This window comes from Vibrio sp. 10N.286.51.C3 (assembly GCF_003050065.1).
GTDB lineage: Bacteria > Pseudomonadota > Gammaproteobacteria > Enterobacterales > Vibrionaceae > Vibrio > Vibrio crassostreae.
This window is the reverse complement of the sequence record NZ_PIGC01000001.1, coordinates 169410-185423: the sequence shown is the minus strand read 5'-3', so window position 1 is coordinate 185423 and position 16014 is coordinate 169410. Positions and strand designations below refer to the sequence as shown.

At 46.1% G+C, this 16014-nt stretch carries 12 protein-coding genes; 6 read left to right on the top strand and 6 right to left on the bottom strand.

Annotated elements, in window-relative coordinates:
* Nucleotides 1–114: 114 nt before the first annotated feature.
* A complete protein-coding gene (gene xsc / locus CWO27_RS00735; RefSeq protein ID WP_107898369.1) occupies nt 115–1926 on the bottom strand; it encodes a sulfoacetaldehyde acetyltransferase in 1812 nt (603 codons plus the stop codon).
* Between the two features lie 264 nt (nt 1927–2190).
* Between xsc and CWO27_RS00730 the strand changes: the two genes are divergently transcribed.
* Both CWO27_RS00730 and CWO27_RS00725 read left to right on the top strand, forming a co-directional pair.
* The gene (locus CWO27_RS00730; RefSeq protein ID WP_107898368.1) at nt 2191–3171 is read left to right on the top strand and encodes an AAA family ATPase; all 981 of its coding nucleotides are present in this window, start codon (nt 2191–2193) and stop codon (nt 3169–3171) included.
* Nucleotides 3172–3174: 3 nt separating this feature from the next.
* The gene (locus CWO27_RS00725; protein WP_107898367.1) at nt 3175–4893 is read left to right on the top strand and encodes a cobaltochelatase CobT-related protein; all 1719 of its coding nucleotides are present in this window, start codon (nt 3175–3177) and stop codon (nt 4891–4893) included.
* A 67-nt stretch (nt 4894–4960) separates the two neighbouring features.
* On the opposite strand, the gene CWO27_RS00720 is transcribed toward CWO27_RS00725, so the two are convergent.
* A complete protein-coding gene (locus CWO27_RS00720) occupies nt 4961–5728 on the bottom strand; it encodes a sulfite exporter TauE/SafE family protein (RefSeq protein WP_107898366.1) in 768 nt (255 codons plus the stop codon).
* A 57-nt stretch (nt 5729–5785) separates the two neighbouring features.
* Nucleotides 5786–6886 carry a phosphate acetyltransferase gene (gene pta / locus CWO27_RS00715; RefSeq protein ID WP_102431560.1) on the bottom strand — a complete coding sequence of 367 codons (1101 nt, stop codon included), beginning with the start codon at nt 6884–6886 and terminating at the stop codon, nt 5786–5788.
* Nucleotides 6887–7040: 154 nt separating this feature from the next.
* Here pta and CWO27_RS00710 point away from each other — a divergent pair, with 154 nt between their 5' ends.
* Together CWO27_RS00710 and CWO27_RS00705 are read left to right on the top strand one after the other, a co-directional pair.
* Nucleotides 7041–7829, top strand: a complete 789-nt coding sequence (locus CWO27_RS00710; RefSeq protein ID WP_065676756.1) for an IclR family transcriptional regulator — start codon at nt 7041–7043, stop codon at nt 7827–7829.
* Nucleotides 7830–8074: 245 nt separating this feature from the next.
* Complete coding sequence (locus CWO27_RS00705; protein WP_102432346.1) at nt 8075–9502, top strand: NAD-dependent succinate-semialdehyde dehydrogenase; 1428 nt, start codon at nt 8075–8077, stop codon at nt 9500–9502.
* A gap of 211 nt (nt 9503–9713) precedes the next feature.
* On the opposite strand, the gene CWO27_RS00700 is transcribed toward CWO27_RS00705, so the two are convergent.
* A complete protein-coding gene (locus tag CWO27_RS00700; protein WP_107898365.1) occupies nt 9714–11897 on the bottom strand; it encodes a malate synthase G in 2184 nt (727 codons plus the stop codon).
* A 117-nt stretch (nt 11898–12014) separates the two neighbouring features.
* Nucleotides 12015–12968: a LysR family transcriptional regulator gene (locus CWO27_RS00695; RefSeq protein ID WP_019825141.1), complete on the bottom strand. Its 954-nt coding sequence runs from the start codon at nt 12966–12968 to the stop codon at nt 12015–12017.
* Between the two features lie 130 nt (nt 12969–13098).
* Between CWO27_RS00695 and CWO27_RS00690 the strand changes: the two genes are divergently transcribed.
* Together CWO27_RS00690 and CWO27_RS00685 are read left to right on the top strand one after the other, a co-directional pair.
* On the top strand, nt 13099–14697 hold the full coding sequence (locus tag CWO27_RS00690) for an isocitrate lyase (protein ID WP_102432344.1): 1599 nt from the start codon (nt 13099–13101) through the stop codon (nt 14695–14697).
* 212 nt (nt 14698–14909) lie between these two features.
* On the top strand, nt 14910–15488 hold the full coding sequence (locus tag CWO27_RS00685; protein ID WP_107898364.1) for a hypothetical protein: 579 nt from the start codon (nt 14910–14912) through the stop codon (nt 15486–15488).
* A gap of 104 nt (nt 15489–15592) precedes the next feature.
* Here CWO27_RS00685 and CWO27_RS00680 read toward each other — a convergent pair whose 3' ends face one another.
* Nucleotides 15593–15985 (bottom strand): cystatin domain-containing protein, encoded by a 393-nt coding sequence (locus CWO27_RS00680; protein WP_102479327.1) that lies wholly within the window; start codon nt 15983–15985, stop codon nt 15593–15595.
* Nucleotides 15986–16014 lie beyond the last annotated feature (29 nt).

Below are 16014 nucleotides of genomic sequence, written 5' to 3'. Positions count from 1 at the left end.
CAATTTGCAATTAATCGCTAGTTTTGAATCCTAATTTGTTTGCCCGACCACATTCTCGATAACTCTTTATCTAGCATTCACGAGACTGTTTTGGTCGGGCAAACTTCCTATGACTTATACGTAGTCTTTGTACTTATCTAGGAAACGAACCGGCGTTGATAGTGCATCTCGGCGGAACGGGTCGCCCAGTTCCTGAGTACACATGATTTCAATGATGGTTGTTTTGCCTTCGTTCATTTGCATGTCGATGGCTTTCTGTAGAGTTGGGCCTACATCTTCTAGCTTATCAACCGTGATACCTTCAGCGCCCATTGCTCGTGCGATTTCCGCAAAGCTTTGGTTGTCCAGTTCACCAGCAACAAAGCGTCGGTTGTAGAAGTCGACTTGGTTCTTCTTCTCTGCACCCCATTGACGGTTGTGGAACACCACGGCTGTCACTGGAATGTTATGACGAACACATGTCATGGTCTCCATCAAGCTCATGCCCCACGCACCATCGCCTGCATAAGAGATAGCCGGACGATGAGGTGCTGCCGCTTTCGCACCAATGATGGTTGGGAACGCGTAGCCACAGTTACCAAAACTCATTGCCGCAAAGAAGCTACGTGGTTTTTCAAAACGTAAGTAGCTGTTTGCCACTGAGTTGATGTTACCGATATCCGTTGAGACCATTACATCTTCTGGCATCGCTTTTTCTAGTTCACGCAGTACTTGGCGTGGGTGAAGATATTCACCACCAGATAACGGAGTCTCGTGTGAGTTTTCTTCAATCATATCCAAGCTGAACGAATCACGTTCGTGCGTCCACTCATCAAGCTCTTTTTCCCACAACGCTTTTTCTGTTGCTACTGTGTCTTGGCGAGCGCCTTTGTTGTCATCACACAACAGTGCACGACCTTCTAGTCTTTCAGCTAATGCCACAGCCGCTGCTTTTGCGTCGCCACAGATACCAACAGAGATCTTCTTAACGAGGCCCAGCATCTTGTTGTCTGCATCGATCTGAATGATTTTCGCGTCTTTCGGCCAGTAATCCATGCCATGTTGAGGCAAGGTACCGAATGGACCAAGACGTGTACCCAAAGCGATAACCACATCCGCTTGGGCCATCAACTTCATTGCGGCTTTCGAACCTTGGTAGCCTAAAGGACCACACCATAATGGGTGACTAGCAGGGAAAGAGTCATTGTGTAGGTAGCTGTTTACTACGGGGGCGCCTAGTCGTTCTGCCAGTGCCGCACACTCTTGAACTGCATCAGCCATTACTACGCCGCCACCAGAAATGATGACTGGGAATTTCGCTTCAGCAATCAAGTCTGCCGCTTCATTCAGAGACTTCTCACCACCCGGGCCACGGTCTAAACGCGCCGGTTTAGGGATCTCGGTTTGAGTTTCGCCGTAGAAATAGTCACGTGGAATATTCAGTTGAGTCGGACCCATTTCGCTCATTGCTCGATCAAAGCATCGGCCCGTGTATTCCGCCATACGGTCTGGGTGCGTTACGTGTCCTTGATACTTAGTAAACTCTTGGAACATTGGAAGTTGGTTACACTCTTGGAAACCACCTAAGCCCATTGTTTTTGTGCCAGTCTCTGGCGTCACAATCACGACCGGGCTGTGTGCCCAGAATGCCGCTGCAATCGCAGTTACACAGTTACTAATACCTGGGCCATTCTGCCCGATAACCACACCATGGCGACCAGATACACGAGAGTAACCATCTGCCATGTGAGCAGCACCTTGCTCGTGAACCACTGGGACCAATCGAATGCCAGCAGGAGCAAAGATATCCATTGCGTCCATAAATGCTGACCCCATGATGCCGAACATGTCGGTAACATCATTAGCAACCATAGTTTCAACGAACGCTTCTGATGGTGTCATTGTTACTGTGCCGGAAACAACCGTACGTTTTTCTTGCTCACTCATTCTTCCATTCTCCTTGAGTTAACCAAAATTTCATTTTTCGGAATGAATTGTCTCTTTTTCGAATTCATTTTCACCTTAGTAGTAGATTTTTTGCGCGTCAACTTTTTATATTAAATTGGAACAATTCATTCTAATTAATAAAACTGGATCACATTATTGATAGTTTTTCGTACAAAAAGTGCCGTTAACTTAGAGTGAGCTGTTAATAATCGATGACATATCGCCCATCGCGGCAGTCATGGAAGCTATTAAGAGGGAAGAAAAATGAATGATGCGGAATTGATACCAACACAACCAATAAGTGTGAGAGAGTGTTTTGGCATCGACAGCAACCTAACCGTATTGGCGTTTGAACATGCGGGAGAGTATGTACCCAAGATCGATCCTAACTACTGTTTTGATCCTGAAGTCACGCTAGCGATATTGGCGGGTTTCACCTCTAATCGCCGCACGTTGATACAAGGCACACACGGAACTGGCAAGTCTTCTCATATAGAGCAAGTGGCAGCACGATTAAATTGGCCATGCTTGAGGATCAACCTAGATGGACACTTAAGCCGATTGGATTTCATTGGCAAAGATAGCATCGTCATTAAAGATGGAATGCAGGTAACGGAGTTTAAGGAAGGCATTCTTCCACAAAGCATTCAGCAACCCATCGCATTAGTATTGGACGAATACGATGCGGGCCGACCTGATGTGATGTTTGTGATTCAGCAACTGCTAGAGCAAGACGGCAAATACACCTCTTTAGAGCAAAACCGAGTGATCACGCCTCACCCTTCTTTCCGCCTATTTGCTACCTGTAACACACTTGGTTTGGGTAATTTCTCGGGTTTGTATTCCGGTACTCAAGTGCTTAACCATAGCCAGCTTGACCGATGGAACATCATCGCCACGCTTAACTATTTAGACCCACAACATGAAACTAAGATCGTGTTATCCAAGCGCCCTGAGCTAAACAATGAAAGTGGTCATCAGTTAGTCGAAAAAATGATCGCCACCGCCGGTTTAACGCGAAATGGTTTTAGAGCGGGCGATCTGTCAACGGTAATGTCTCCGAGAACCGTGATTACATGGGCTGAAAACATTCGAATATTCGATAACGTAGCGACTGCATTTAGGCTTTCATTCCTCAACCGTTGTGAAGATGAAGAGAAAGAGCTGGTGAGCGAATATTACTTCCGCTGCTTTGGTGAGGCCCTGGAAATGCCTACTCAGAGTTATGCGCAGTCGGAGCCGTAAACCATGGCCAATGTTTCTTCTCAGCAGAAAAAGATCCTCGACCTTGGTGTGTCTGTCGCTAGAGCGATCAGTGGTGAGCTGGACCTGAATTATCGGGGAGAGCGTCTCTATAACGGCAATAGCCCCTGTTATTATCAGTCTGCACATACTAACGATCTCACCTTTGTGTCTCGCCATGAGTTGAAAAACAGCAAGCTTTCGATGCAAGGCAAGATCGATTCATCGGCACTACGACTATTGCTTTCAGACACTGACCTCCATTATTCATTGCGACCGAAAAACGAAGTCGAACGTCTGCTTTACGACTTCTGCGAACAGGTACGGATTGAATCTCAAGTCCCGCCTTATCTAAAAGGCGTGACCACTAGCATCCAATTCAACTTTGCGTATTGGAGCGACCAATATCATCAAAATGGCTTTACCGAATCACGAATTGGCATGTTGCTTTTCACGCTGATGCAAATCATCCACACCCGCTTAACCAGTGTCCCAGTTTCGGAACTAATTGCCGAAACCATTGAATCGACACGTGCGGGCATCGTGCCTATTTTCGGAAGCAGCCTAAAGCGCTTAAAGGAACATCGAGCCGACCAGCTACAGTTTGCTCACTGCGCCAATGAACTGGCCTCTTTAGCGCAAGAACTCATCAACCAAGAACAAGAGAGTAATAACTCGCCGACACCTACGGTTGAAGAAGACATCAAGATCCTCGCGCAGCTGGCTCTTATCGTTGATGGCGACATTCAAGATGAAGAGGTCGATACCGACATCACAGGTAACAGCAAGGTGTTCGAATTGTCGGGCGCCAATTATCAGGTCTTTAATTCAGAATTTGACCAAGTGGTCGCCGCAGATAAGCTCGTCAGGCGCGCCCTGTTACTCGAACTGAGGCAAAAACTCACCGATGACATTATGGCGAGACAAGTGAACACTCGCCACTTGGCCGCTATGCTCACCAACTTTGTTGCGACGCCACAAAAGAATCGACGTCAGGATCATTTAGAAGAAGGCATTGTTAACGCCACCACTCTCACTAAGCTCATCACTTCTCGGTTGGATCGTGCTGTCTTTTATCAGCCAGAGATTGGCGTATCCCATCAATGTGCCATCACGTTTTTGATGGACTGCTCGGGCTCAATGCAAAAACACAGTCACAAACTGAGTCTACTGATGGATACGATTCTCAAATCGGTTGGGCTAGCCAATATCCCTTTTGAAATTATCGGCTTCACCACTAATAACTGGAATGGTGGCAAGGTTTATCGACAGTGGCTCAAGCAAGGTCAACCGAAACACCCAGGTCGTTTAAACGAAGTTCGACATATCGTGTTTAAGGATTTTGATGCGCATTGGAGACGCTCTCGCCTTGGCATTGCGAGTCTTCGAAAAGCAGACATCTTTAAAGAAGGGATTGATGGCGAAGCGGTTCAGTTCGCTAGCCAACGCTTGCAACAGCATAGCGCACAGCGAAAGGTGTTGATTGTGTTCTCAGACGGCTGTCCGATGGATACCGCCACCAGCACAGCCAATGATCAGTTCTATTTGGATAACCATCTCAAACAAGTGATTGAGCGCGAGTCGACCAAAAACGGTATCGAAATTCATGGCGTGGGGATGGGCGTCGATTTAAGCCCGTACTACCGCAGTAACATTACTTTAGATGTCCAGGAGAGCTGCTTGTTTGGGTTATCTAGGAGTATCTTTGAGATATTGAAGCGTTAAGAGATGTAAACCGTGAGCAGTGACGTACCGGCTAGCAAACCGCTAGCCTCCTTTGTCGAAAGTGGTTTTACGAAGAGCCAAACAACGACCATGCAGAGACAGCCATCAAATACCCACCAATCAACATCAACACCATAAATACCAGCTTTCTGAGTTGGTCATTCGAAAGCGGTGGGGGAAAGCGCCGAGCAAACATAGTAACAAGCGCTACCAAGGGAACAGCAATAGCGGATAACCACAATATGCTCGCTTCCATGTCACCTGCTGCGTAGACATTGACGGTACGGGACATCGACGTACAAGCGAACACCATCAGCAATGTACTTCGTACCAGATCGAGTGTAAAAGGCTGCCGATAAAGGTGATAAACAATCGGTGGCCCCGCCATCCCAAACAACCCGCCCGCTAAACCAGAACTAAAGCCAGACACCAAGAAGGATACCGTGGCCGAGCGGTCTTTTCTGGTTTTAGGTTTGAACATAAAGCTCAGACCTGCGAATAACACCATTGCCCCCAATAGCCCTCGCAGGATATGCGTCGCCGACTCACTCAACTCGTCCAGTAAAAACACTCCCAACGACACGCCGGGGGTAATACCGATCACTAACACCACCAGAATTTTGAGTTCCCCAAGCAGAGGCTTGCCCATCAACGCGACCACACAATTAAACAAGGTCACAATACTGACTACGGCAGCAATCACGGGCAACGATACCAAATTAAGGCTGACCGTTAGACCAATCACGATAATGCCAAGTCCAAACCCTGTGACGGTTTGGAAATAGGTACCGACCGCAATGGTGGCAAGAATGGCGAGTAAAACAGGTAACTCCATTAGCAATCCTAATTAGGTGTTTTTACTTAGTGTGAGTGCGGGCTTTAAGTTTGAGCCTTAATACCTAAACTCAAATTCCGATTCAGCTCTTTCTTTAGCGTTTTGATCTTCTGAAGCTTCTTGAGCATCAGCGTCAACATCCGTCGTTGCATTTGCCGTTTTGCCTTGTTGTGCTTGCACAGCAGTCACCGCGATTACATTAAAGATATCTTCGGCACTACAACCTCTGGATAGATCATTGGCTGGTTGATTCAACCCTTGCAACAAAGGACCAATCGCGACCGCGCCTCCTAGCCTTTCAGCAAGCTTGTAACCGATATTGCCAGCTTCTAAGTTTGGGAATATCAGCACGTTAGATTCTCCTTTAACCTCGGAATCGGGCAACTTTTTCGCAGCAATTTCAGTGACAATCGCTGCGTCGAGTTGAACATCCTGATCAACCGCAATTCCGGGGCAACGTTGCTTCACTAACTGGGCGGCATTACGCACCTTATCGACCGATTCATGCTTCGCACTGCCATTGGTAGAAAACGACAGCATTGCCACTTTAGGTTCTTCCATTAACAGCGTTTGAGCACTGTTTGATGCGGCCACTGCTATCGATGCAAGCTCGGTTTCATTGGGGTTAATCACCAAACCACAATCACTGAAAATCATGCCACCTTTGAGATTGTGGAAAGGCTCGCACAACATCATTAAAAAGAAGCTCGATACCAATTCACTGTCTGGTGCTGGGCCGATGATCTGCAGCGCAGCCCGCACCACATCTGACGTGGTATAAACCGCGCCATTGACCGTGCCGTCGACCAGCCCTTCCCTTACCATCAAATTGGCAAAAATCAGTGGGTCTGTAACCTTCTCCAATGCATCTTGATAAGTCATGCCTTTGGCTTTTCTGAGCTCATACAGACGTTCAGCCAACACGGCTTTAAGTGCCGATGTTTGTGGTGAAACAATATGAATGCCCGCGAGGTTAATATGATGCAACTGAGCGGCTTCGATAATCGCCTTTTCATCCCCTATTAGCGTGATATAAGCGAGTTGTTTATCTATCGCTAATCGTGCCGCTTTGAGTACACGAGGATCTTCAGCTTCGCTCAAAACCACACGCTTACGATCTAGGTGCGCCTTATCAATAATCCGTTCAATTGCTTTCATTTTAAAATTCCATTTATTGAGATTAATTGTTCCATAATTTATATTTATATTATTTAAATAATAAAAAAGGTCAAATTTTATTCAGATAATTGAAGAATATTAATTTGGTATGTACACTCTTACAAATAGACATATCGCAAGGATGAATCACTGTATGCAAACAGAAACACCACAAGTTCAAGGAGATACGCCCACTCTCCGACTTTTTGCACTATTAGAGGTGATAGCGCAAAAAGACGAGTTTATTTCCCTTCAAGGGCTCGTCGAAGAAACCGGACTGCCGAAACCCACTTTGCACCGTATGCTGCAACAATTAGAATCCGCAGGCATCATTCAAAGAGACGGTGATGAAAAGCATTACAGCTCTGGCATTCGACTCAGAAAGCTGGCTGAAAACCTACTGTTCAACAGCACCATGCACAGCGCAAGACGCACAATTCTTGAAAACCTTCGAGCAGAAGTCGGCGAGAGCTGCAACCTAACCGCACTATCGAGCGGTGAGATCATCTACCTTGACCGCGCAGAGACCGAAGCACCACTTCGCTTCCACCTGCAGCCTGGCTCTCGCGTTCCTGTTCACTGCTCTGCGACAGGTAAACTGTTTTTGGCTCATATGTCGAAATCACAGCGCAGAAGACTGATTGAAAACGTGCCACTGACTCAGTACACAGTCAAAACCATCACCGACTACTCAGTGTTAGAGCAAGACATCGAAGAAGCGAAGATCCAAGGCTTTGCGATTGATGATGAAGAGTTTCTACCTGGTTTGGTGTGTATTGCGGTACTCATTCCATCGCCAACCGGCCAATCTAATCTCGGCTTAGCAATCCAAGCACCTGTGATTCGAGTAAAGCCGGACGAAGCGATCAAGTTCCTACCTGCTCTACAAAAAGCTGCAAAAGCGCTAGCGAAAATCGAAGCTGATAATTGGAGTCAGCAATAGACTTTTCTTAAAAGATTTCGAAGTCCATGATTTAGCTGATCATGGATTTCGAAAACTCGAATTTAATAAACAATGATTTTGTGTACCTTGCTTTGGTAAACAATGCTTTCACAAACAAGGACTTCAAAACTATCGAATTAACGACCACAATCTGCGACTAATGAACATTTGGTCGAAATGATCTGAACACTCACCAACCCGCATATCAGCAACACGTCTAAAGTAATCACAACAAAGGAATCACGATGCTAAACATTAAGAACCAGCACTTACTCTCTTTTATGGTGACAGAAGCGAACAACGCAGTTGCAGTCACAAATCCAGCAACGGGTGAACTCATCGGACACGCACCGGTATCATCAGAAACAGAGTTAGCAAGCGCGATTGAACGAGCTAATGTAGCGCAGAAAGAGTGGGCAAAGGTTCCAGCTAAATCTCGAGCTGCATCACTGCACCGTTGGCACCAGCTAATCATTGAGAATAAAGAAGACCTTGCTCGAATCATGACGATTGAACAGGGTAAACCGTTAGCAGAAGCGGCAGGTGAAGTGGTATATGGTGCGAGCTTCATTGAGTGGTTCGCAGAAGAAGCCAAGCGCACTTATGGTGACTCCATTCCTAGCACAGTCGCAGGCAAACGCTTGGTGACTATCAAGCAACCTATCGGAGTCGCGTGTGCCATTACGCCATGGAACTTCCCTGTTGCAATGATCACTCGTAAAGCAGCGCCTGCATTAGCTGCCGGTTGTAGCTTTGTCGTGAAACCTTCAGATGAGACACCGCTTTCCGCATTTGCTGTGGTCGAACTGGCTTACCAAGCGGGTATTCCTAAGGATTTACTCCAAGTCGTATTAGGTGATAGCCCAGAACAGATTGGTGAGTTATTCACATCGCACCCATTAATCAAAAAGATCTCTTTTACAGGCTCTACCCGTGTCGGCAGTATTTTGATGGCTCAAGCCGCAAAAGGCATCAAGCGTACCTCTATGGAACTCGGCGGCAATGCACCTTTTATTGTGTTTGACGATGCAGACATCGACGCTGCGGTTCAAGGCGCAATGGTCTCGAAATTCCGCAACGCTGGCCAAACTTGTGTTTGTGCAAACCGATTCTATGTTCACAGTAAAGTGTACGATGAGTTCGTGGCTAAATTTGATCAAGCCGTTCAACAACTTAAGGTTGGTAACGGCTTAGATGAAGGTGTAACCATTGGCCCTGTTGTCAGCCAGAATGCCAAGAACAACATCCAAGCATTAATAGACCGAGCGATTGAACAAGGAGCTGAGCCTGTTACTCCAATTAAGGATCTTGATGGGCTTTTCCTTCAGCCTGTCATTCTTAAAGATGTGAAACACAGTATGGACATTGTTCAACAAGAGATCTTTGGCCCAGTCGCACCTGTGATGAAATTCGACACAGACGAGGAACTCATCGAGATGGCGAACGATACTATTTATGGTTTGGCGTCTTACTTCTACAGCCAGAATATCCACCGCGTATGGCAGGTAGCAGAAGCACTTGAATACGGTATGGTCGGTATTAATGATGGCCTAATCTCAACCGAGGTCGCGCCTTTTGGTGGCGTTAAACAATCAGGTATTGGCCGTGAAGGTGCTAAAGAAGGCATCGATGAGTACATGGACATTAAATACTTATGTTTTGGTAGTAACTAGGTTTTAGTAGCAAGTAGGTTTCGGCGTTAACCAAGATTTAGAAGCACTTAAATCTTAGTGAGCACTAACCTGGCCCACTCTCCCCCCTTCCCACCACAAAAATGAATCAAAAAAAAGCCGCGCTATAAAAGCGCGGCACCTTGGGCTCGGTTAAAGGGGGTTTCTTTTTTTAGTATTTTACATTCTCTGTTTTTGTTATTCGGTTGCTTCGCTATTCCTGCGCTTTCAGCTTTAGACGCATCGCGTGCAGTACTGGCTCGGTATAACCACTCGGCTGAGCACAGCCTTCAAATACCAACTGGCACGCTGCTGAAAACGCAATGCTGTTTTCAAAATCAGGCGCCATATTTTGGTAGCTTGGATCCCCTGCATTTTGTTCATCAACCACTGCTGCCATGCGCTTCATGGTTTTCATTACTTGGGCTTCCTCGCAAATGCCGTGACGTAACCAGTTAGCGATGTGTTGACTTGAAATTCGCAGCGTTGCACGGTCTTCCATTAATCCCACATCGTTAATATCAGGCACTTTCGAACAACCTACGCCTTGGTCAATCCAACGAACTACGTAACCAAGAATACCTTGCGTATTGTTGTCCAGTTCGTTTTGGATATCTTGAGCAGTCAGCTTTTGATTGCCTAACAATGGGATAGTAAGAATATCGTCAACATTTGCTCTCACACGCTCACGAAGCTCTTTCTGACGGCTAGGAACACTCACTTTGTGATAGTGCAAGGCATGCAGCGTCGCTGCGGTTGGAGAAGGAACCCAAGCGGTATTGGCACCGGCTTGTGGGTGTCCAATTTTCGCGTCCATCATCTTCGCCATGTTATCTGGTTCTGGCCACATACCTTTACCAATCTGGGCTTTACCTTGCAGGCCACAAGCTAAGCCAAGATCAACGTTTTGATCTTCGTATGCGCCAATCCAAGTCATGGTTTTAAGCTGTGTTTTAGGAGCAAACGGACCCGCTTCCATGCTGGTGTGAATCTCATCACCGGTACGGTCTAGGAAACCTGTGTTGATGAACACAACACGATCTTTAGCTGCACGAATGCATTCTTTAAGGTTAACCGAAGTACGACGCTCTTCGTCCATAATGCCGACTTTGATGGTGAAGCGTTCTAAACCTAGTGCATCCTCAATGCGACCAAACAACTCGTTGGTGAAAGCCACTTCTTCAGGGCCATGCATTTTAGGTTTTACAATATTGATGCTGTTCGCGGTCGAGTTTTGGTAAGGGCTATTACCCTTTAAATCGTGCATCGCGATGAGCGAGGTAACCATGCCATCCATGATACCTTCAGGCACTTCATTACCTTCAGCATCAATAATCGCAGGGTTAGTCATTAGGTGGCCCACGTTGCGTATGAACAACATGCTGCGACCTTTAAGTGAGATTTCACCACCCGTCACACTGGTGTATTGACGATCGGGGTTAAGATTACGAACAATGGTTTTACCGTTTTTCTCTAGCGACTCTTGAAGGTTCCCCTTCATTAGGCCTAACCAGTTTCGGTAAGCCAATGCTTTGTCTTCACCGTCAACCGCAGCAACCGAATCTTCGCAATCCATAATCGTGGTCAGTGCCGATTCCACCAGTACATCTTTAATACCCGCCACATCGACGCTGCCAATCGGCGCACTCGGGTCGATTTGAATTTCGATATGAAGGTTATTGTGTTTAAGAAGAATACACGAAGGTGAACTTGCGTCACCTTGATAGCCAATGAACTGGTTGCTATCTATGAGAGTGACTTCTTCACCGTTATCGAGTGTCGCTATCAGCTTATTGCCGACGCTAGCGTTACTGATGCTGTATTTGGTCACGTCTTTATGAGAGACACCGTTTAGTGGTGCAGCGTCATCAAGGAAACCTCGAGCGTAGCTCACCACTTTAGCACCGCGTACAGGGTTAAAGCTTCCGCCCTTTTCCGCGCCGTCACTTTCACTGATGACATCGGTTCCATAGAGCGCATCGTATAAACTACCCCAACGCGCGTTGGCCGCGTTAAGCGCAAAACGTGCATTCATAATAGGTACAACAAGCTGCGGACCCGCTTGTGTTGCAATTTCAGGCTCAACGCTTGCAGTAGTTACTTGGAAGTCTTCGCCTTCAGGTACGAGGTAGCCAATCTGTTGTAGGAACTGTTTGTACTCTGCTGCGTCGAGTGTTTGACCCGCACGCTCTTGGTGCCACACATCAATTTGATGTTGAAGATCTTCACGCTTGATAAGTAAGGCACGGTTCTTTGGTGCCAGATCTTTAAGGATGGCTGCGAAAGATTGCCAAAAGTCCTCTGCGACTATGCCTGTTCCAGGAATGACCTGCTCATTAATTAATTGGTAGAGGGTGCTATCAATGCTCAAGCTTCCCTGTTGAATACGACTGCTCATAAAATCTCTCTCAAATTAACCGCTGACTACTAAATAAATTTACGTAACTGACGAAAATTTAGCTAATTTATGCCGCTTATATTGGATATTCACAAAAGAAATACCATAAAAACTGTGTTATCCCGTCACACCACTTTCGATTTCATTGGCTACACTTTTGATCAAGCGACGCATCCACTGGTGGTCTGGATTGGTTTGTAACAAGGGGCTCCACGCCATCTTTACTTCAAAAGGTTCAATAGCAAATGGGGCTGGTTTGATTAACAAATTAGGGTTGTTGCGCTGCAATTGCGCCGCTTTAGTAGGAATAGTAAGGATCAAGTTCTTCTGTTGTGCGAAAAGAATCGCCGACAGGTAGTGTCGAGTAAATACCGTGATATTGCGGGTTTTACCAATGCGCATTAACGCTTCATCTATCCAACCGAGCTTTTGTGCTTCACTTGGGTTGATTCCCACTCCGGTTCCCATCCCCGTCTTACTTACCCAGATATGTTGCGCTTTTAAATAAGACAAAATATCAAAGTTATCGGCAATTGGATTATCACAGCTAAATAGGCAAGAGAACCCGTCGTGCCAAAGGCTCATCTGGTGAAACGACTGTGGGATGTCGTCAAAACGGTTGATGATTATATCAACAGTACCTTGCTCTACATCCTGATAACTCACGTCACTTGGCGTCATGATATCCAGTCGTATTTTCGGTGCGATCTCACTTAACCTTTTCAGAAGAGGTTGAATAATGGTCGATTCTGCATAGTCACTCGCCATGATGCGAAACACGCGTTCACTGTCTTCTGCATTAAACTCTGTGGTCGGCTGGAGTGTCTTTTCTACATTCGCCAAGATATTTCTAATCAGCGGTTGCAACTTTTGCGCTCGCTCGGTCGGCACCATCCCTTCACTGGTTCTCACCAATAGTGGATCTTCAAACAGATCACGCAATCGGCGCAGTCCATTACTCATGGCTGGTTGAGTTATGCCTAATTGATTTGCCGCTCGTGTAACGTTTCTTTCACGTAGCAACATGTCTAAATACACAAGCAAATTAAGGTCTATACGAGCAATATTCATAAGAAAAATACCGAATATAATAACTATAAATTAACAAAATTATCACATGTGTGGTTATTCTTTGTCCATAGCAAAGTTTTAATCCAAGCCAATTTGGCAACCATACCCCACGTGAAACTAAGGAATAGTTATGTCGCAAATTACACAAGATATCGAAATGATAGAAGTTGCAAAAAGCGCTGCAGGTGCTCCATGGGATGCAATCAATGCTGAATCTGCTGCTCGTATGCGAGCTCAAAACAAATTCAAAACAGGTCTAGATATCGCGCAATACACGGCAGATATCATGCGTGCGGATATGGAGGCTTACGATAAAGACAGCTCTCAATACACTCAGTCTTTAGGTTGCTGGCATGGTTTTATCGGTCAACAAAAGCTGATTTCTATTAAGAAGCACTTTGATGGCAAGACAGATCGCCGCTACCTATACCTTTCTGGTTGGATGGTTGCTGCACTTCGCTCAGACTTTGGTCCACTTCCAGACCAATCAATGCATGAAAAAACATCGGTTGCAGGCCTAGTAGAAGAACTATACACATTCCTGCGCCAAGCTGATGCACGTGAACTGGGTGGTTTATTCCGTGAGCTAGACGCTGCACGTGAAGCGGGCGATGTTAACCAACAAGACCTTATCCAAGACAAAATTGACAATCACGTAACACACGTGGTGCCAATCATTGCAGATATCGATGCAGGTTTCGGTAACGCAGAAGCGACCTACCTAATGGCTAAGCAGATGATTGAAGCGGGCGCATGTTGTCTACAAATTGAAAACCAAGTTGCCGATGAGAAGCAATGCGGTCACCAAGACGGCAAAGTAACGGTTCCACATGCTGACTTCCACGCAAAACTTCGCGCACTTCGTTACGCCTTCCTTGAACTAGGCATCGACAACGGCATCATTGTTGCTCGTACCGATTCACAAGGCGCTGGTTTAACAAAAGAAATCGCAGTAGTGAAAGAGCCTGGCGACCAAGGTGACATCTACAACTCATACCTAGATGTTGAAGAAATTGATGTTGCTGATATGGCTGAAGGCGATGTTTGCTTCAACCGTGACGGCAAACTAGTTCGACCTAAGCGTCTACCTTCAGGCCTATACCAATTCCGCGAAGGTACAGGTGAAGACCGCTGTGTATTCGACTGTATTGAAGCAATCAACGCAGGTGCTGACCTTCTTTGGATTGAGACTGAGAAACCACACATCGGTCAAATCAAAGAGATGATGGATGGCGTACGTGAAGTACACCCTAATGCGAAACTTGTTTACAACAACTCTCCATCATTCAACTGGACGCTAAACTTCCGTCAGCAAGCTTACGATGCGATGGTAGCAGAAGGTAAGGATGTATCAGCTTACGACCGTGCAAACCTAATGAGCGCGGAATACGACGAATCAGAACTGTCTGCAAGCGCTGACGAGAAGATTCGCACATTCCAAGCAGACGCGTCTCGTGAAGCGGGTATTTTCCACCACTTGATTACACTGCCTACTTACCACACTGCAGCGCTGTCTACTGACAACCTTGCGAAAGAGTACTTCGGCGACCAAGGCATGTTGGGCTACGTTGCGAACGTTCAACGTAAAGAAATCCGCCAAGGCATCGCATGTGTTAAACACCAAAACATGTCTGGTTCAGATATGGGTGATGACCACAAAGAGTACTTTGCTGGTGAGAACGCACTAAAAGCAGCAGGTGAAGCGAATACATCGAACCAATTTGATTAATCGCTAACACGAAAGCCTCCCTCGTCCTTCTCTCTTACTTAGGTAAGATCCGGGGGAAGGCTTTGAGATAAAGCTACTACTGCCAGCTTTATCTCAAAGCCTCAGATTTGTGTTCCACACCACGGTTAACCAAACAACTTCTGTTTAAGCTAACTGTATTCAAGTTTTTTGAGATTCCTGTTTGTTGATATTTCTTTTGATTGAGAGTGCCTATGACTTCAATACCTAAACACCTACAAGATGCAAAAACGCTGCTATCAGAAAATGGTTTCGCGACGGGTGATACTTGGTATCACGGTACATCTTCAGCTTTACTCGCTTCTATTCAAGGCCAAGGACTAAAGCGCTCTGGAGACAAAGCCCTCAACGAAGCGGCTTCAAAAACCATGGCGACCATCGGCAATAACTACACCGAATCGGTTGAACCAGTGTTTCTCACCCAGAGCAAAGAACTGGCGTATTACTGGGCGCAACAAACCGTTCGTGAGCGTAGTGTTCGTTTCGAAGGAGAAGAACAACCTATCGTGTTAGCGGTAAACCTGTCTGAAAAACAGCGTGCCAAAGTAAGACCGGACGTGGGTGCGATGAGCCTGTTAATGATGAGTGTGGGCAAGCATTTCATGACTCACATGGCTAAGGTTTATCAAGAAAACAACATCTCAGGCCCTGACATTGAACTTCGCACCGCTGATCGTATGGATTACTTAAACAAGCTGGGAATGGCTTATATTGATGAAGACATCAGCCGTGCTTGTGTTCAAGAGTTAGCTGAGCCCGAACTGGCCGATTAAAAGCGTTCAATAAATCAGTCTTCTTAAAAACCAAAACGGCTCCCGATACGGAGCCATTTTTATTTGCTATCAAGCCTATCTCACAAGGTACAGAAGCCTCTAGATTATGAACACAAACGACCTTTCTGTGCAGGTCGTGTCATTTCGATGTCACCTTGTAGAGAACGGTAAACGATGGTGTTCCACACTTCACCATTATCCATCTCAAACTCAATAGCATAGTTCAAACCCGCCACGACTTGAGTTCGAACACTCAAGATCTGCTTAAGCTCAGCTGAAGTGTTCATTTGGCCAAGAACTGCGTCTAAAGCTTGCTTAGCTTCTGGTGTGACATCGCTTTGCGACCAACCACCAGTTAGGTTTTTAGTGCTACAGATAGGGTTCGCATTCTCTTGTGGCTGAATTGGTACCTCAGATTTCTGACTACACCCAGCTAACGCAGCGACACTAAACAAGGTTGCAATTCCAAGTAATGATGTTAATCGTACTTTCTTCATAAATTCTCTCTACCTCAATCATTCACGAG